Source organism: Gordonia sp. Swx-4 (genome assembly GCF_030316175.1).
Classification (GTDB): Bacteria; Actinomycetota; Actinomycetes; order Mycobacteriales; family Mycobacteriaceae; genus Gordonia; species Gordonia alkanivorans.
Map to the genome: position 1 here is coordinate 1,602,951 of NZ_CP128197.1, position 17,034 is coordinate 1,619,984.

At 67.8% G+C, this 17,034-nt stretch carries 16 protein-coding genes and 1 pseudogene; 7 read left to right on the plus strand and 10 right to left on the minus strand.

Features of this window, described 5'->3' with window-relative positions; all coding sequences use genetic code 11:
* Nucleotides 1–76: 76 nt before the first annotated feature.
* The 4 genes from PWF70_RS07350 (at nt 77) to PWF70_RS07365 (ending at nt 4,654) form a co-directional block, all read left to right on the plus strand.
* A complete protein-coding gene (locus PWF70_RS07350; protein WP_035750435.1) occupies nt 77–736 on the plus strand; it encodes a TetR family transcriptional regulator in 660 nt (219 codons plus the stop codon).
* A gap of 338 nt (nt 737–1,074) precedes the next feature.
* On the plus strand, nt 1,075–2,253 hold the full coding sequence (locus tag PWF70_RS07355) for an LLM class flavin-dependent oxidoreductase (protein WP_035750437.1): 1,179 nt from the start codon (nt 1,075–1,077) through the stop codon (nt 2,251–2,253).
* A gap of 44 nt (nt 2,254–2,297) precedes the next feature.
* On the plus strand, nt 2,298–3,410 hold the full coding sequence (sfnG, locus tag PWF70_RS07360; RefSeq protein WP_035750440.1) for a dimethylsulfone monooxygenase SfnG: 1,113 nt from the start codon (nt 2,298–2,300) through the stop codon (nt 3,408–3,410).
* Nucleotides 3,407–4,654 (plus strand): SfnB family sulfur acquisition oxidoreductase, encoded by a 1,248-nt coding sequence (locus PWF70_RS07365; protein ID WP_280088652.1) that lies wholly within the window; start codon nt 3,407–3,409, stop codon nt 4,652–4,654. Before sfnG ends, PWF70_RS07365 begins: the two co-directional genes overlap by 4 nt.
* Before the next feature lie 3 nt (nt 4,655–4,657).
* Here PWF70_RS07365 and PWF70_RS07370 read toward each other — a convergent pair whose 3' ends face one another.
* On the minus strand, nt 4,658–5,857 hold the full coding sequence (locus tag PWF70_RS07370; protein WP_035750885.1) for a TerD family protein: 1,200 nt from the start codon (nt 5,855–5,857) through the stop codon (nt 4,658–4,660).
* Nucleotides 5,858–6,101: 244 nt separating this feature from the next.
* Here PWF70_RS07370 and PWF70_RS07375 point away from each other — a divergent pair, with 244 nt between their 5' ends.
* Nucleotides 6,102–6,944, plus strand: a complete 843-nt coding sequence (locus tag PWF70_RS07375) for a hypothetical protein (protein ID WP_286352976.1) — start codon at nt 6,102–6,104, stop codon at nt 6,942–6,944.
* A gap of 11 nt (nt 6,945–6,955) precedes the next feature.
* On the opposite strand, the gene PWF70_RS07380 is transcribed toward PWF70_RS07375, so the two are convergent.
* From PWF70_RS07380 to PWF70_RS07400, 5 genes and pseudogenes are all read right to left on the minus strand, one after another.
* Nucleotides 6,956–8,287, minus strand: a complete 1,332-nt coding sequence (locus PWF70_RS07380) for a YibE/F family protein (protein ID WP_035750444.1) — start codon at nt 8,285–8,287, stop codon at nt 6,956–6,958.
* A gap of 89 nt (nt 8,288–8,376) precedes the next feature.
* Complete coding sequence (locus PWF70_RS07385) at nt 8,377–9,315, minus strand: MetQ/NlpA family ABC transporter substrate-binding protein (protein ID WP_035750446.1); 939 nt, start codon at nt 9,313–9,315, stop codon at nt 8,377–8,379.
* 72 nt (nt 9,316–9,387) lie between these two features.
* A complete protein-coding gene (locus tag PWF70_RS07390) occupies nt 9,388–10,095 on the minus strand; it encodes a methionine ABC transporter permease (protein ID WP_035750448.1) in 708 nt (235 codons plus the stop codon).
* Complete coding sequence (locus PWF70_RS07395; RefSeq protein ID WP_035750890.1) at nt 10,092–11,165, minus strand: methionine ABC transporter ATP-binding protein; 1,074 nt, start codon at nt 11,163–11,165, stop codon at nt 10,092–10,094. The genes PWF70_RS07390 and PWF70_RS07395 overlap by 4 nt, the downstream gene beginning before the upstream one ends.
* Before the next feature lie 13 nt (nt 11,166–11,178).
* A pseudogene (locus PWF70_RS07400) lies at nt 11,179–12,577 on the minus strand (LLM class flavin-dependent oxidoreductase).
* A gap of 149 nt (nt 12,578–12,726) precedes the next feature.
* On the opposite strand from PWF70_RS07400, the gene PWF70_RS07405 reads away from it, so the two are divergent.
* Nucleotides 12,727–13,230 (plus strand): mycothiol transferase, encoded by a 504-nt coding sequence (locus PWF70_RS07405; RefSeq protein WP_035750450.1) that lies wholly within the window; start codon nt 12,727–12,729, stop codon nt 13,228–13,230.
* A gap of 81 nt (nt 13,231–13,311) precedes the next feature.
* Here PWF70_RS07405 and PWF70_RS07410 read toward each other — a convergent pair whose 3' ends face one another.
* Nucleotides 13,312–13,728 (minus strand): DUF6764 family protein, encoded by a 417-nt coding sequence (locus tag PWF70_RS07410; protein ID WP_035750453.1) that lies wholly within the window; start codon nt 13,726–13,728, stop codon nt 13,312–13,314.
* Between the two features lie 139 nt (nt 13,729–13,867).
* Here PWF70_RS07410 and PWF70_RS07415 point away from each other — a divergent pair, with 139 nt between their 5' ends.
* Nucleotides 13,868–14,800: an LLM class F420-dependent oxidoreductase gene (locus PWF70_RS07415; RefSeq protein WP_035750455.1), complete on the plus strand. Its 933-nt coding sequence runs from the start codon at nt 13,868–13,870 to the stop codon at nt 14,798–14,800.
* A 13-nt stretch (nt 14,801–14,813) separates the two neighbouring features.
* Here PWF70_RS07415 and PWF70_RS07420 read toward each other — a convergent pair whose 3' ends face one another.
* From PWF70_RS07420 to PWF70_RS07430, 3 genes are read right to left on the minus strand one after another with little or no spacing between them, the layout of a single operon-like run.
* Nucleotides 14,814–15,542, minus strand: a complete 729-nt coding sequence (locus PWF70_RS07420; RefSeq protein WP_035750457.1) for a pirin family protein — start codon at nt 15,540–15,542, stop codon at nt 14,814–14,816.
* Nucleotides 15,542–16,024, minus strand: coding sequence for a MarR family winged helix-turn-helix transcriptional regulator (locus PWF70_RS07425; RefSeq protein WP_035750459.1), 483 nt, complete (start codon nt 16,022–16,024; stop codon nt 15,542–15,544). The genes PWF70_RS07420 and PWF70_RS07425 overlap by 1 nt, the downstream gene beginning before the upstream one ends.
* A 3-nt stretch (nt 16,025–16,027) precedes the next feature.
* Nucleotides 16,028–16,999 (minus strand): pirin family protein, encoded by a 972-nt coding sequence (locus PWF70_RS07430; protein WP_035750462.1) that lies wholly within the window; start codon nt 16,997–16,999, stop codon nt 16,028–16,030.
* Nucleotides 17,000–17,034: the final 35 nt, after the last annotated feature.

Below are 17,034 nucleotides of genomic sequence, written 5' to 3' on the forward strand. Positions count from 1 at the left end.
ATCTGTGTGACGGCTGTCACTGTCTTCGAGGAGGTCGTGGCCGGGACCGGAGGTCGTGGCGAATACACTCGGGTCTGTGACACGCACGCGGAGTTCGAACCAGCGCGATGCGCAGACGCGTGCGGACAAGAAGAACCAGACGCGGCAGGCGCTCCTCGACACCACGAGGTCCCTCGTCGGCGAGCGCAGCTTCGGCAGCATCAGCCTGCGCGAGGTGGCCCGCGGCGCGGGCATCGTCCCCACGGCCTTCTATCGACACTTCGCCTCGATGGAGGATCTCGGCGTCACCGTCGTCGAGGACTCGATGCGTGTCCTGCGACGCGCACTCCGCGAGGGTCGGCGTGATCTCGCCGCGCGTCAGGCGATGCCGACCGCGAAGAACTCCCTCGACATCCTCTTGCGTCACGTCCGCGAGAACGAGTCGCAGTTCAGATTCCTCATCCGCGAACAGCACGGCGGCATCGCGGAGATCCGGCGTGCCATCGACACCGAACTCCGGCTCTTCTCCAAGGAGCTGACGATCGACCTCGCCCGGATCCCGGACCTCGCCCCGTGGCAGCCCGAAGACCTCGAGATCGCGGCCGAGCTCATCGTCACGATCATGCTGACCGCCGTGGCCGATCTCCTCGACGGCGAGTACCGCGGACGCGGTGCCGAGCAGGAGATCGTCGAGCGCACCGAACGCCAACTGGTGATGGTCTTCCTCGGAATGGGCCAGTGGCGACCGTCCGAGTGAGCTCGACCCGCTGAACGGGTCCCGACCGGGCCCCTCCGAAGAGTGCGACGGGGTCTGGCGTGATCGGGATCTGCTCGCCGGATCCATGGGCGGCGCGTGCGATACGACGCCGCCTGCCGACTCCCCGTCGTGATGCCGACCTGTGGAAACGGTGCCTCTACCGAACCGGGCGGACCAATGTCCACTTGGCGTCACGGAGATTTCAATGGTGGCCTCGTGTCTCGCCGGTGCCAGACACTTGGGGCCGACATGTGTGTCGCAGCACGGGTTTCGACCTGCACTGCCGATCATGCCTGCCGCTCCACCCCCGATGCTCTACGACGAAAGGTGCCTTCGCGGTGTCTCTGCATTTCCACTGGTTCCTGCCCACCTACGGTGACTCCCGCAACCTGATCGCGGGCGGGCACGGCAGCCAGATGAACGGGGACCGGCCGGCCGACCTTCGTTACCTCAAGCAGCTCGCCGGTGCGGCCGAGGTGAACGGCTTCGAAGCCGTCCTGACCCCGGCCGGACTGTGGTGTGAGGACGCGTGGCTGACTACCGCGGCTCTGATCGATTCGACCGAGAGCCTCAAGTTCCTGATCGCCTTCCGTCCCGGCCTCATCTCGCCGCTGCTCGCCGCGCAGATGTCGGCGACCTTCCAGTGGCATTCCGAGGGTCGTCTGCTGATCAACGTCGTCACCGGCGGTGAGTCGAGCGAGCAGCGTGCCTTCGGCGATTTCCTGGCCAAGAACGCGCGCTACGAGCGCTGCGGCGAATACCTGGAGATCATCCGTCGGCTGTGGACCCAGGACGAGCCCGTCGACTTCGTCGGTAAGCACCTGCGCGTGGAGAACGCCCTGCTCGGCCGTCGCCCCACCCCGGCCCCGCCGGTCTTCTTCGGTGGATCGTCGCCTGCTGCCGGTGATGTGGCCGCCAAGTACGCCGACACCTACCTCACCTGGGGTGAGCGTCCCGAGGCCGTCGCCCAGAAGATCGCCTGGATCAACGGACTCGCCGCAGCCCAGGGCCGCACCCTCGATCACGGCATCCGCTTCCACGTCATCGCCCGCGAGACCTCCGAGCAGGCCTGGGCCGAGGCCGAACGCCTCCTCGGCAACCTCGATCCCGAACAGGTCGCCGCAGCGCAGCGGAACCTCGCCCAGTCGGAGTCCGAGGGGCAGCGTCGTATGTCCGAATTGCATGGCCGCGGAGCCGCTTTCGAGGGTTCGCCCGACCCGCGTTCGCTGGAGATCCATCCGGGCGTCTGGTCGGGCGTCGGCCTGGTGCGCGGCGGTGCCGGCACCGCGCTCGTCGGTTCCTACGACGAGGTCGCCGAACTCATCGGTGAGTACGCCGCACTCGGTCTCGACCACTTCATCCTGTCCGGCTACCCGCATCTCGAGGAGGCCTACCACTTCGGTGAAGGCGTCCGGCCGGCGCTCGCCCGACGTGGCTTGCTCGACGCGGCCGACGCCCGCCCGAGCGAAGAGGTCCGCACCGCGTTCCTGCCGCGCCTGCAGGCCGCATCGTCCTGATCGACCCACGCTCCACCTGAGAAATCACCTCCGGAGGTAACACCATGTCCACCGAATCCATCGCGGACCAGATCAAGTTCGCCTACTGGGTGCCGAACGTCAGCGGCGGCCTGGTCACCAGCACCATCGAACAGCGCACCGACTGGGGCTACGACTACAACATCAAGCTCGCCCAGACCGCCGAGGACAACGGCTTCGAATACGCCCTCTCACAGGTCCGTTACGAGGCCAGTTATGGCGCCGAGAACCAGCACGAGTCGACGAGTTTCAGCCTCGCGCTGCTCCTCGCCACGCAGCGGCTGAAGGTCATCGCCGCCGTTCACCCCGGACTGTGGCACCCGGCGGTCCTCGCCAAGCTCGGCGCCACCGCCGACCACCTGTCCAAGGGTCGTTTCGCCATCAACGTGGTAAGCGGCTGGTTCAAGGACGAGTTCACCCACCTCGGTGAGCCGTGGCTCGAGCACGACGAGCGCTACCGCCGCAGCGGCGAGTTCCTCGAGGTCATCCGCAAGATCTGGACCGAGGACAACGTCGACTACCGCGGCGACTTCTACCGAATCCACGACTTCACCCTGAAACCGAAGCCGCTCAACACCCCCGAGCGTCCGAACCCGGAGCTCTTCCAGGGCGGCAACTCGACCGCGGCCCGCAACAACGGCGGCCGCTTCGCCGACTGGTACTTCTCCAACGGCAAGGACTTCGACGGCGTCACCGAGCAGATCGACGACCTGCGCGCCGTCGCCCAGGCACACAACCGCTCGGTGAAGTTCGGTCTGAACGGCTTCATCATCGCGCGCGACACCGAGAAGGAAGCCCGCGACACCCTGCGCGAGATCGTCGAGAAGGCGAATCGTCCTGCGGTGGAAGGCTTCCGCGATGCCGTGCAGCAGGCAGGCAACTCGACCGGCGACAAGAAGGGCATGTGGGCGGACTCGAAATTCGAGGATCTCGTGCAGTACAACGACGGCTTCAAGACGCAGCTGATCGGTACCCCGGAGCAGATCGCCGAGCGCATCGTGGCCTACAAGCGCCTCGGCGTCGACCTGATCCTCGGTGGCTTCCTCCACTTCCAGGAGGAGATCGAGTACTTCGGCGAGAAGGTGCTCCCGCTCGTGCGTGAGATCGAGGCATCGCAGACCCCGGTCGCGGTTTCGTGACCACTGTCGGTCAGGCCCGACCCGATTTGGCGAGCCGGATCGGATCGACCGCCGAAGCCCTCTCCGTGGCAAGGGAACTGGCCGTGTCGTTCGCCGCAGGTGCCGTCGAGCGTGATCGCGACCGCCGGCTGCCGTTCGCCGAGATCGATCGCCTGTCGGAATCGGGTCTTCTCGCGCTGACCGTGCCCGCACGGTTCGGCGGCCTCGACGCGGCGCCGAGCGTGCTGGCCGAGGTCATCTCGATCCTCGCCGCCGCCGATCCGAGCATCGCGCAGATCCCGCACAGCCACTTCGTCTATCTAAACCTGGTGCGCCTCTCCGCGGGAGAGGCCTTGCAGGAGCGCATCTTCACCGACGTTCTCGCCGGTGGCCGGGTGGCCAACGCCCAGTCGGAGCGCGGCGGGAAGACCATTGCGGACATCTCGACGCGGCTGACCCCGGCCGACGGCGACGCAGCCCGGTTCGTCCTCGACGGTGAGAAGTTCTACTGCACGGGTTCGCTGTTCGCGCACACGCTCGCCGTCCTGGCGAAGCTCGATGCGCCGGCCGTCGACCTCGCGCCGGGCGAGTACGTGGCGTTCATCCCCGCGGACTCGCCGGGCGTGGAGATCGTCGACGACTGGGATGCCGTGGGGCAGCGGACCACCGGCTCGGGAACCGTACGGCTCTCGGGTGTCGAGGTCATGGCCGCCGATCTCGTGGCCCGTGCGTCGGCGACTGCCGCGCCGACCGCCTACGGGGCGTATGCGCGGCTGCTGCACGTGGCCATCGACGCCGGGATCGCCCGCGGCGCGCTGACCGAGGCCGTCGAGTTCGTGCGAACCAAGGCCCGTCCGTGGTTCGAGGCCGGCGTCGACCGCGCCGTCGACGATCCGCTGGTGGTCCAGCGTTTCGGTGAACTCGAGGTCGATGTCGCGACCGCCGAGGCGATGCTCGTCGCCGCCGGTCGCAAGGTCGACGAGGCGATCGAGGCTTCGGCCGGGGCGCCGAGTCGTGAACTCGTCGCGGAGGCATCGATCGCGGTGGCGCGTGCCAAGGCCGTGGCCGACCGGGTCGCGACGCCGGTGGCGTCGGCACTGTTCGAGGTCAGCGGAACCCGCAGTGCCGCAGCCGGAACGAGGCTCGATCGGTTCTGGCGCGATGCGCGGACGCACACGCTGCACGACCCCGTCCGGTGGAAGTACCAGCACATCGGTCGCTGGCTTCTCCGCGGGGAGGATCCGCCGTTGCACGGCGTGATCTGACGCCTACAGGTATTGCCCCACGTGGGGCAGCGCCTTCTTCGGTGTCTTGGCGTTGAAGCCGTCACCGATGGCGCGGAGCTTCCACTCGGCGCCGTCCCGGCTGATGACCGCCATCGCGATCGCGGTGAACGGCATGCCGCCCTTGAGCGTGTACCGGGCGAGTTCGGCGGATGTGGTCTCGTCGACGAGTCGGCAGTACGCGTTGTCGATCTTCTCGAAGGTGTGCCCGCGGTAGGACGTGACGATGAACATCAATGCGTCGATGTGCGGCGGAACCGACTGCAGTGCAACGCGAATGACCTCGTCGTCGCCGTCGCCGGCCCCGGTGAGGTTGTCACCGGAATGCAGGATCGATCGGTCTTTGCTGTTGAGGTGGCCGTAGTAGACCGTCTCGACGCACTTGCCGCCGGAGAACATCAGCACCGAGGCGTCGAGGTCGATCGAACCCCCGCGGAGACCGCCGCGCACCGGGTCCCATCCGAGTCCCATCTGGATGTTGGTGAGCTGGACGCCACCCTCCTTGCGCAAAGTCACCTTCTGGCCCTTGGTCAGGCTGACCGGCCGGTCCTTGCTGAGGTTGATCTCCGAGGGGCGTGCCGGGGGAGGGGGCGGCGTCGGGGCGGCCGGCGCAGCCGGTGGCGTCGGGGTCGATGGCTTCGAGTAAGCCGGTGCGGTCTGGGCCGGTGCCGGTGCCGGCGTGGGCTCCTCGTCGACGCTGACGCCGTGGTCGCGCACCAGGTCGGCGAACCCGCCGGCATAACCCTGCCCGACTGCCCGCACCTTCCAGTCCTGGTTGCGTCGGTACACCTCCAACGCGATGACGACGGACTCGGTGGTGAGGCCGGTGACGGTGAAGTCGAAGAGTTCGCGGCCGCCGGCGTCGGTGACTCGGGCGACCGGGGGTGCGAACCTGCCGAATGTGGACGTCGTGTCGTCGAGGGTGATCACGGCCCGGACCGCGTCGATGTCCGCCGGGATCTGGTTGGTCGAGATGTGCAGTCGCGCCGGTCCGTTGGGCGCTGGTTGCAGCGAGACCCCGGGGCCGGTCGGCTGGTTGTAGAACACGAAGTCGTCGTCACTGCGTACGACGCCACGGTCGGTCACCAGCAGGGCCGAGACGTCCGCGGCGGTCGCGAGGTCGACGGTGACGACGATCTGGGAGGTCGACAGCGGGCCGTTCTGGCCCTTGGTCAGCGATGGCATGGTGACCAGGGTAGTCACCGGCTCCGACGGTGTCCGTATGCGATCGGCCGGGTGACACCAGTGCGCCGCCGGAGGCCGGATTGCACGACGACGCAGGCGTGGCGTCGGTCGCAACAAGGTCCCGATTGGGTATACAAGCTGGTCACCCGACCCACGGGGCTCGTATTCTCATGTGTCTAGAGTGACTCAGGAGAATATTGTGAAAGTTGTGACTCGGTGTGCGCTGGTCGTCGCTGCCCTGTTGATGTCCGTCGTCGTCGCGGGGAGTGCGAACGCTGTCCCACTCCCGGCGCTGCCGCCGCTGCCCGAGCCGTTCGCGTCCTGGTTCACCCCGCCGGTACCGGTCGAGAAGAAGCTGGCCAAGAGCTACGCCGCACTCCAGAAGTCGATGAAGAAGTCGCTCCCCGGGCAGCTCGGCGTCGCGATCGCGCCGGTCGGCGGCGACCAGGTCATCTCGCTGGGATCACTCAAGACGGGGCGGGCGTGGTCGACGTTGAAGGTGCCGGTCTCGCTGGCGGCCCAACGCAAGCGCGGGCCGGCCGTCGCGATGATGGAGGACAAGGCGATCACCTTCTCCGACAACGACGCCGCGGGTGAGCTGTGGGGTGTGCTCGGTGGTGGTCATGCCTCCGTGGATGCCGTGACCGCGGTGCTGCGCGAAGGACACGACACCCGGACGCACGTCTCGTCGGAGGTCGACACCCCGGCGTCGTTCCCGGGATACACCTCGTGGGCCCTGCGCGATCAGGCACTGTTCGGTGCGCACCTGCCGTGTCTCCCCGGCAGCGAGAACATCATCCGCCTGATGAGTGACGTCGCCCCGAACCAGCAATGGGGCATTGCCAAGGTCGGACGGAACAAGGGGGCGGTGACCGCGGTGAAGGGCGGCTGGGGACCGGCCACGTCGAAGTCCGGCGCTCATCTGGTGCGTCAGCTCGGCGTCATCAGCACGGTCGACGGTCAGGTCGCGGTGTCGATGGCGGCGATCCCGCGCAGCGGATCGTTCACCGACGGCACCAAGATGCTCACCCGACTGGGCAACTGGCTCGGCAAGAACCTGGCCGAGCTGCCCAAGGGACGCTGCTGAGCGGTCGGAGCTCAGCTCGCCGCATGCGCAGGCGCGGATGACGGTGCGCCCGCGGGCCGGCAGAGGGCTGCGGCGATCGCGGTGGTCAGCGGAACCGACAGGGCGATCGCGATGCCGCCGACGAAGGACCGGGCCAGCTCGACGGCCACCACGTCGGTGGTGAGCAGCCCGCCGAGCGGCTGCTGGGCCACCGAGAAGAGCAGCATCAGCGGCAGGGCGCTGCCGGCGTAGGCGAACACCAGTGTGTAGACGGTGCTCGCGATGTGATCGCGGCCGACGCGCATCGCGGCCCTGAACGTCGCGAGTCGGGTCGGCTCACCGGCGGCGGCCAACTCGAAGGCCGCGGACGCCTGCGTGATGGTGACGTCGTTGAGGACACCGAGGGTTCCGATGATGAACCCGGCCAGCAGGAGGCCGCTGACCGAGATGTTGCCCTGATAGACCTGCAGGTTGGTGGTCTGGTCGCCCGACAGGCCGGTCAGGTTCATCGTCTCGATCGCCAGCCAGCTCAGCAGACCGGCCATCAGCAGCGAGACCAGCGTGCCGAGTAGGGCCGAACTCGTGCGGAGGCTGACGCCGTGCGCGAGATAGAGCACGACGAACAGGATCACCGCCGACGACACCACTGCCACCGCGACCGGAGACGAGCCGTCGAGGATGGCCGGCAGGGTGAACCCGCCGAGGACGATGAAGGCGAAAGCGAGGCCGATGATCGATCGGAAACCGCGCCACGCCGCGACCAGCACGATGGCCGCGATGAACAGGATCGCCCAGATGATCGTGGCGGTGCCGCGCTGGAAGTCGAAGAAGGTGTACCGGTTGCCCTCTGGGCCGGGCACCGTGGAGAGGCGGATCGCGTCACCGACGTGCAGTGTCGGCTGTCCGGCCTGGGGCTCGTCGACCGATCCCGGTACGGGCGCGCCGTCCCGTCCCGGTTCGGCGCCGGACTGCGCACCCTTCGTCGGGATCTCCAGCACTGTGTACCGGCCCTCGACCTCACCGGAGTCGAAGCGCACCGCATTGAGGATGCAGGGACCGCCGGCGACCGGGTTGATGGGGATGTCGGCGGTCTCGAGGACCGAGCCCGCCGCCGGGTTCAGGCAGTTGGCGCGGAACTGATCGACGACCTCGCCGTTGACCGTCTGGATCGACCCGCCGTCGGCCGACCGGAACTGGGTGGGCACCGGATGCTCGGAATCCGACGGCCACAGGACGATCATGCCGATGGTCACGGCCACCGCGGTGACGGCCAGCGTCCCGATGACCAGCCACCGGGCGAACGGGGACAGCATGTGGGAGATGTCGGTCAGCGAATGCGGGTGACCGTGATGTTTGCGCTCCACGCCGGTGAGCCTATGCGCAAGCGCCCGGATCGCGGTATGCGACCCGGGCGCCCGGCGTACCTGTGGGGAAACGCGTCACAGATCGTGGCCTACAGCGGCAGGAGGATGTTCTTCACCTGCGGATCGGTGGCCAGGAACTCCTGCACCGCGGGATCTTGGAACGCGGCGACGAGGTTCTTGATGTTGTCGGTGTTCTCCCACTCGGTGCCGATGGTGAGCTGTCCGGCGAACTCGTCGGGGGCCGGGGGAGCGTAGATCTGCTTCTCGATCGGGATGTTCGCGGCCAGGTAGTACTCGGTGTAGCCGACGGTGGCGTCGAGGTCGGCCAGCGACCGTGACTGGGCAGCGAAGTCGAGCAGCACGAACTGCAGGTTTCGCGGATTGGTGGCGATGTCCTTCTGGGTCGCCTTCCACTTGTCGATGCCGGGCTTGAGGGTGATCAGGCCGGCGCGCTCCAGCAGCCAGAGGCCCTGCGCCTCGTTAGCGGGATCGGAGTAGAGCGAGACCTTCGCGTTCTGCGGGAGGTCCTGCGGGTTCTTGTACTTGTCCGACCAGATGCCGAAGCCCCAACGGAAGACCGGGGTGGCGGCGATTTCCTTGAAGTCGGGGTTGGCCTCGAGGACCTGCGACAGCCACAGCTTGTGCTGGTAGATGGTTCCGGCGACCTCACCGTCGCTGACCGCCCGGTTGAGGGTCGTCGAGTCGGCGAGGCCCTTGAACGCGACCTTGATGTCGTACTTGGGGGCGACCTCCTCGGCGATGAACTCGACGAGGGCCTGCTCGGCGGCGTTGCCCTCGGCGGTGACGACGGTCAGTGTCGCACCCGGGGTCTCGTTGGGGGAGGCCTCATCCGAGCCGAGGAAGCGCCAGCCGAGCACCCCGCCCAGCACGGCGACGACGACCAGGGCGCCGGCGATCAGCGGCCAGCGACGCCGCTTGGAGATCTCGATGTCGGAATTGACTGCAGGAGGTGGTGTTTCGGGCGACGTGCCCGACACGCCGGTGGCGGAGCCGGTGTCGTGAGACATGGTTGGACCTTTCACGTGTGTGGTGGAGGTGATGCGAGGGTGGTACGTGCGGTGATCGGGAGAGGCCCGGGGTCAGTGGTTGACGCGCTTGGCGGTCACCGGGTTGAGACTGCGAGCGAGTGCGTCGCCGGCCAGCTGAATGAGCGCCACGGTGATCACCAGGACGATGATCGTGGCGACCATGGCGCCCTGGTCGAAGCGTTGGTAGCCGTAGGTGACCGCCACGTAGCCGAGGCCGCCGGCGCCGATCGTGCCGGCGATGGTCGAGTACTCGATCATCGCGATGGTGTTGATGGTCAGGCCGCCGACGATGCTCGGCAGCGCCTCGGGAACCTGTGCCTTCCAGATGATCTGGGCATTCGAACCGCCAGAGGCCCGGGCGACGTCGATGGTCGACGCAGGCACCGACCGCAGCGAGTTCTCCACGATGCGGGTGAAGAAGGCGATGCCGGCGATCGACATCGGGACCACCGCCGCGGCGATGCCGATGTTGGTGCCCGTGACGAGTCGGGTGAACGGGATGATCGCCGTCATCAGCACCAGGAACGGCAACGAGCGGCCGATGCTGATGATCCACGACAGCGGCGTGTGCAGCGCGCGGTTCTCGAAAAGTCCACCGGGAGCGAGGTTGTGGACCAGCGCACCGAGCGGGACGCCGACGACGAGGACGACGCCCATCACGATGCTGACCATGAGGACGGTGTCGATGAACGCCGGCCACAGCAGATCGGGAATCTCGTCGAGCGGCACGGTGATGGCCGCCAGGTTGATCGTGCTCATGCTGCCACCTCCGCATTCTTCTTCTCGAGCGCGTCGCTGTCGGCCCGGTTCTCGAGACCGCCGACGGGATCGGTACCCGGTGCGGATGATTCCGCGACGCGCGCGGCGAGGCCGAGTTCGCTTGCCGCACCGACGAATGCGGACGCATGGCCGGCCGGTACGGAGACGGTGAGATCGCCGAAGGCGGTGCCGTCGATGGTCTGGACGTTGGCTCCGAGGACCGAGATCGGGACGCCCAGGCTTCCGCCGAGACGGGTGAGCCAGTCGGCGGGCACGGTCGTCGAGTTGTAGACGACGTTGACCGCGGTCTGGTCACTGGACGTGGACGCGCTTGGGCCACGGGGCCGGAGTGCCCGTCCGAGAACAGAATCCGGGTCCAGCACGAGCTCTTCGAGGCGTCCGTGCTCGACGATCCGGCCGTGGTCGAGTCGGCCGACGGTGTCGGCGACCCGCACGATGGTGTCCATCTCATGCGTGATGAAGACGACCGCGAGGCCCAACTCGTCCCGAACCTCGGTCAGCAGCCGGAGGAAGGTGTCGGTGGCGGCCGGGTCGAGTCCGGAGGTGGCCTCGTCCGACAGCAGCACCGACGGCTTCAGCGCCAGAGCACGTGCGATGCCCACACGCTGACGCTGCCCGCCCGAGAGCTGGTGGGGGTACAGGTCGGCCTTGTCGGCCAGGCCCACCAGGTCGAGCAGGTCGGCGACCCGTGACCTGGTGGAAGCCTTGGTGGCGCCGAGGTATTCCAGCGGCAGGGCGACGTTCTGGGCGGCGGTCCGTCGCGAGAGGAGGCTCGCCGACTGGAAGACCGTGCCGATCCGGCGCCGGGCGTCGCGCAGTCCGGAGGTGCCGAGGGCGGTGAGGTCCTCACCGTTGACGACGACCTTGCCCGACGTGGGGCGCTCCAGGAGGTTGAGGCAGCGCGCGAGCGTGCTCTTGCCCGCGCCGGACGGGCCGACCACGGCGAAGATCTCGCCGGAGTCGACGGTGAAGTCCACTTCGTCGAGAACAGTGGTCGGGGTCGGCGAGCCGACCCCGAAAACCTTGGTGAGTCCAACGACTTCGATCATCGTGCGGTCCCGATCACTTCGTTCCGGCGGCGGCGAGGCGGTTGCGCTCACGGATCGAGTCGTCGACCGTCGAGTTCACGCCGCCGACCCGGTAGGTCGAACCGCGGTGGTTCTCGGGCAGGTGGTCGCCACGACCGAAGAGCTTGTGGCGCAATGTGCCCGGGACGTACTCACGGTCGTAGACGCCGCGGCGCTCGAGGGCGGGGATCACGTGGGTGACGATGTCCTCGAAGGAACCCGGGGTGACGGCGTACGCGACGTTGAAGCCGTCGACGTCGGTCTCGGCCACCCAGTCCTGCAGCTGCTCGGCGACCTCGTCGCCCGAGCCGATCAGGACGGGGCCCATACCGCCGATGCCGCCCCAGGCCGCGATGTCGCGGACGCGCCACTCCTCGCCGCTCTCCGAGGCCTGCTGGAACGCGGCGACCGCCGACTGGATGGCGTTGCTCTCCACGTTGCCGATCGGCTCGTCGATGTTGTAGCTCGGGGGCGATGCCCATCCAACCGGACATGAACACCAGCGCGCCCCCTTCGCTCGCATAGGACTGGTACTCGGCGGCTTTCGCGCGCGCGGCCTCGGGCGTCGAGTCGGTGATGATGGTGAGCAGTGCGTAGATCTTGGCGTCGTAGGGGTCTCGACCGGCGAGGACGAGTTCCTCGCGGATCTTGCTCACGACGTCGCGCGGGATGGCCTTGGTGGGAGCGGCGACGAAGATGGCCTCGGCGTTCTCCGCCGCGAACCGGCGTCCGCGCGGCGACGCGCCGGCCTGGTAGATGACCGGGGAGCCCTGCGGCGACGGTTCGGACAGATGGATGCCCGGGACCTTGAAGTGCTTGCCCTCGTGTCCGATGTGGTGCACCTTGGCCGGGTCGGCGAAGATGCCCGCCTCACGGTCGCGACGCACGGCGTCGCGTTCCCACGAACCCTCCCAGAGCTTGTAGAGCACGGTCAGGTACTCGTCGGCGTGGTCGTAGCGGTCGTCGTGTGCGAGCTGGTCGTCGTCGCCCATGTTGCGTGCACCCGACGGCAGGTAACCGGTCACGACGTTCCACCCGACGCGACCACGGGTCAGGTGGTCGAGCGTCGACATGCGGCGCGCGAACGGGTAGGGGTGCTCGAAACCGGTTGCGGTGGTGACGCCGAAGCCGAGGTTCTTGGTCGCGTGTGCCATCGCCGAGACCAGCAGCAGCGGGTCGTTGACGGGGATCTGGGAGCCCTGTCGGATCGCAGCCTCGTCGGTGCCGGACAGGACGTCGTAAGTCCCGAGGACGTCGGCGATGAACAGGCCGTCGAAGCCGCCGGTCTCCAACAAGCGGGCGAGATCGACCCAGTAGTCGATGGTGTTGTAGTTCCACGACCGGTCGCTCGGATGGCGCCACAGGCCGGGGGACTGGTGCGCAACGCAATTCATGTCGAACGCGTTGAAGCGGATCTTGCGGGTGGAGCGCGTGCCGTTGTCGGGGGTCACGGCAGGCTGGTTCTGTTCAGACACCGGAAGAATGATGCTGACGGATGTGCGGACCCGCCATCTTTGCGCGCACGGCGAACTAAAATTGCCGCATGCGTGCCACAGATGTGCTAATCGACGGTCTCGGTCGCGTCTCCGAGAATGTTCACGCAGTGCTCAGCGGCCTGGAACCCGAGGTCTTGAACCGGGCCCCGGCGTCGGGTGCCAACACGATCGCCTGGTTGGTCTGGCATCTGACACGCGTTCAGGATGCGCAGGTCGCCGACGTCGCCGGCGCCGACGAGGTGTGGGTGAGCGCCGGCTGGGCCGAGCGATTCGATCTGCCGTTCTCGCCGGCCGACACCGGGTATGGCCATTCGACCGATGAGGTGGCCCGGGTGGTCGTCGACGATGCGGGCCTGCTCCGCGACTATTACGACGCCACGCACGCCGTCAGCGTGGACTACATTGCGGCGCTGACCGATTCGGATCTGGACCGGATCGTCGACACCAACTGGGACCCGCCGGTGACGCTCGGCGTCCGGTTGGTCAGCGTCGTCGACGACGACGCGCAACACATCGGACAGGCCGCATATCTGCGCGGGCTGTTCGGCTGACACGCCGTACCGGATAGAGAGGCAGGCCGACCCTAGGGCTCCAGGCCGGTCGCCCCGTTCGCACCCGTCAGGCGCGAAGGATCAGGACATGCAGCCCTTGAAGGTCTGGAAGTCACCGGCGAATGCGGGGCCGCCCTTGCAGGTCGGGCCGTTCTTGCCGTCGACGACGACCTCGGCGCCGGGTCCGGCGATACCGATGGCCAGACCACCGCGCTCACCGGTCATGGTGACGGTGGCACCGGGGCCCAGGGCGATGGCTGCGGGGCCGGCGAAGTTGTTCGCGGTGGAGCTGGCCTTACCGCCGTTGTCGGTGATGGCGAGTGCGAGACCGTTGGGGCCGGACTCGGCGCTACAGGAGGTCGTGGAGGAGCTCTGACCGGGCAGGGCCGGACACACCGACGGTGCCGCACCCGCCGACGGGGCGGCGGCGAGCGATACTGCGGTGGCACCTGCCGCCGCGACGACGAAACCGAGGGCTGTACGCGCAACTGTCTTCATTTTCGGACTCCTTTGTCGAGTACCCGGCGAGTACCGGGTTGGGTGTCGTACACATGCGATTCGGATTCGCCACGGGGCCGGATGGGCGGCCGGGGAACTCGTCCACGAGGTGAGTGCCCACTGCGCGTAAGTTGAAACCGTGCAACTGCGAATCTACACCGAACCCCAACAAGGTGCGACCTACGACCAGCTGCTCGCCGTGGCGAAGGCGACCGAGGATCTCGGTTACGACGCCTTCTTCCGCTCCGACCACTACAGCGGCATGGGTGGCGACGGGTTGCCGGGCCCGTCCGACGCGTGGATCACGCTGGCAGGTCTCGCGCGTGAGACCTCGCGCATCCGTCTGGGCACGTTGGTCTCGTCGGCCACCTTCCGTCTTCCGGGCCCGTTCGCGATCGCGGTCGCCAACGTCGACCAGATGAGCGGCGGCCGAATCGAACTCGGGCTCGGCGCCGGCTGGTACGAGCCCGAACACGAGGCCTACGGCATCCCGTTCCCGTCGATCAAGGAACGGTTCGATCGTCTGGAGGAGAGCTTCGAGATCATCACCGGGCTGTGGGGTACGCCCGAGGGTAGTCAGTTCGATTACCGCGGTGAGCATTTCCGGCTCACCAACTCGCCGGCACTCCCGAAGCCGGTGCAGAACCCGCGCCCGCCGATCATCGTCGGTGGCAGCGGCAAGAAGCGCACCCCGGCGTTGGCGGCGCGGTTCGCCGACGAGTTCAACGTGGTGTTCCAGCCCGTCGACGTCGCCGGCGAGCTGATCGGCAACGTGCGGGCAGCCTGCGCCGCGGCGGGGCGTCGCCCCGAGACCATGACATACTCGGGAGCACTCGTCTTGTGTTGCGGCAGCACCGAAGCCGAGTTCCGCAGTCGCGCCGAGGCGATCGGCCGGGAGCCGGACGAACTGCGCGAGAACGGCGCCGCGGGCACACCGGACGAGGTTGCGGCCAAGATCGAGAGCTATCGCGAACTCGGTATCACCCGGATGTATCTCCAGACACTGGATCTCGACGACCTCGACCATCTCGACCTCGTCGCGTCGAAGGTGGCACCGCAGCTCGGCGGTTGACCCGGCAGCGGGCTCAGGCGACGCCGGCGTGCATCTCCCAGAACAGGATCTCGGCTCCGCCGGGGCTGTTCAGCAAGATCTCGCCGGCCTTTCTCGTGCGCACGGCATCACCCTCGCCGAGGGTGTGGCCGTCGACGTCGACGCTCCCTCGTGCAACGTACAGGTGACCGTAGGGTGCGGCGGGCAGCGTCACCGTCTTGCCGGCGGGCATCCGCGCCACATGCAGGGCGGCGGCGGAGTTGTTGATCGTGACCGGTGCCGTCGTCGCGTGGCGGGACAGTCCGGAGACGACGACCACGAGTTCGCCGCTCGCCAGTGCGTCGGTGACGTCGGCCTCGGCGTACCCGGGTGCCAGGCCCGCCTCGTCCGGCGCTACCCACATCTGGACCACACGCAGGTCGGTGCCGTTCAGGCGTCCGGTCGCGTTGCCCTCGCTGTGGGCGATCCCGCGGCCGGCCGTCATGCGTTGTACCACGCCGGGTTTCAGAATGCCGTCGTTGCCCGTGGAATCGCGGTGGCGCAGTGCTCCGTCGAGGACCCACGTGACGATCTCGGCGTCACGGTGCTGGTGGCGGTCGAGTCCCTCGCCCGCGTCGACCCGATCGTCGTTGTGCACGAGCAGGACTCCGTGGGCGTTCGCGGCGAGGTCGAAGTTGCCCGTCGCCGGGAAAGACTGCCAGGACTCGAGCCACTCGTTGCGCCAGTGATGGCGCTCGGTGGCACGGATGATGGTGAGCGACATCAGGTCTCCTGGTTTCTCGGGTGGGTGGCGTCGAGATGCGCGGCGAGTCTTTCCATCACCGCACGCAGTTCGCGTCCGTCCGAGGGGCGGAGTGCGGTGAAGAACAGGTCGTCGACGCACCGACCGTGGTCGTGGGCGGCTTCGCGGAAAGCGGCACGCCCGGCCTCGGTGAGCACCGCGTAACTACCACGCCGGTCCTCGGCGGCGCGTTCGCGCTGCAGCCAACCACGTTTGACCATCGCGTCGACCTGGTAGGACAGACGCGACGTGGAGAACACCATGCGGTAAGACAGGTCTCGCATCCGCAGTCGGCCGCCCTCGCTCTCGTGCAGGATGAGCAGCATGCTGTAGTCGGCGAGACTCATCCCGGCGGTGGCACGCAGGTCGTCGTCGAGCATGGTCTGCAGCCGCGCGGCGGTCTCGATGAAGACGCGCCACGCGGCCTGCAGATCGTCGGACCCGGCGGGGGAGTGTCGGGCCATGGATCAGCGAACGGTGTGCGGCATCAGCGCATCCGGGGGGATGACACCAAGTCGGCCGGCTTGATAGTCCTCGATCGCCTCGACGAGTTGCTGCTTGGTGTTCATGACGAACGGACCGTACTGGAACACACGCTCGCGGATCGGCCGGCCGCCGAGCAGCAGGACCTCCAGCGCGGGACGGTTGCTGTCCTGCGAACCGTCGGCGGCCACGGTGATCCGGTCACCCTTGCCGAGCACCGCGAGCGACCCCTGTTCGATGGGAGGACCCTCCGCGCCGACCCGCCCACGCCCGGACAGCACGTAGACCAGCGCGTTGAACTCGGGATTCCACGGAATCGACACCCCTGCACCCGGTTGCACCGTGGCGTGGGCCAGGGTGATAGGTGTGTGGGTCGATCCCGGCCCGCGGTGGCCGTCGATCTCGCCGGCGATGATCCGGATCAGCGACCCGGCGTCCGGGGAGGTCACCAGGCCCACCTGACCGCCCTCGAGATTCTGGTAGTTGGGCGGGAGGAACTTGTCCTTGGCGGGCAGGTTCACCCACAGCTGGATGCCGTGGAACAGCCCGCCCGACTCGACCAGCTCGGCCGGTGGGGTCTCGATGTGCAGGATGCCGGACCCGGCCGTCATCCATTGCGTCGCACCGTCTTCGATGAGGCCGCCGCCCCCGGCGGAGTCCTGGTGGGCGAACCGGCCGTCGATCATGTAGGTCACGGTCTCGAAGCCGCGATGCGGGTGCCAGGAGGTGCCCCGCGGTTCGCCGGGTTCGTAGTCGACCTCACCCATCTGGTCCATGTGGATGAAGGGATCGAGGTCGGCGGCGGAGACGCCGGCGAAGGCGCGCACCACCGGGAACCCTTCTCCTTCGTATCCGCGCGGTCCGCGCGTGACCGAGCGGACGGGTCGTTCGATGGCGTCGACCCCGGGCGAGGACAGGCGCGCCAGAGTCAAGGTGTCGGCGGAGACGGCAGGCATGAGGTGCTCCTTCGTTCGTGAGTCACTCAAATTTG

Bases quoted from the DNA above. Each gene is read 5' to 3' on its own strand.
- sfnG (WP_035750440.1), top strand. From the start codon at position 2,298: ATGTCCACCGAATCCATCGCGGACCAGATCAAGTTCGCCTACTGGGTG.
- PWF70_RS07370 (WP_035750885.1), bottom strand. From the start codon at position 5,857: ATGCCATCGCTGACCAAGGGCCAGAACGGCCCGCTGTCGACCTCCCAG.
- PWF70_RS07375 (WP_286352976.1), top strand. From the start codon at position 6,102: ATGTCCGTCGTCGTCGCGGGGAGTGCGAACGCTGTCCCACTCCCGGCG.
- PWF70_RS07385 (WP_035750446.1), bottom strand. From the start codon at position 9,315: ATGTCTCACGACACCGGCTCCGCCACCGGCGTGTCGGGCACGTCGCCC.
- PWF70_RS07390 (WP_035750448.1), bottom strand. From the start codon at position 10,095: ATGAGCACGATCAACCTGGCGGCCATCACCGTGCCGCTCGACGAGATT.
- PWF70_RS07395 (WP_035750890.1), bottom strand. From the start codon at position 11,165: ATGATCGAAGTCGTTGGACTCACCAAGGTTTTCGGGGTCGGCTCGCCG.
- PWF70_RS07405 (WP_035750450.1), top strand. From the start codon at position 12,727: ATGCGTGCCACAGATGTGCTAATCGACGGTCTCGGTCGCGTCTCCGAG.
- PWF70_RS07410 (WP_035750453.1), bottom strand. From the start codon at position 13,728: ATGAAGACAGTTGCGCGTACAGCCCTCGGTTTCGTCGTCGCGGCGGCA.
- PWF70_RS07420 (WP_035750457.1), bottom strand. From the start codon at position 15,542: ATGTCGCTCACCATCATCCGTGCCACCGAGCGCCATCACTGGCGCAAC.
- PWF70_RS07425 (WP_035750459.1), bottom strand. From the start codon at position 16,024: ATGGCCCGACACTCCCCCGCCGGGTCCGACGATCTGCAGGCCGCGTGG.
- PWF70_RS07430 (WP_035750462.1), bottom strand. From the start codon at position 16,999: ATGCCTGCCGTCTCCGCCGACACCTTGACTCTGGCGCGCCTGTCCTCG.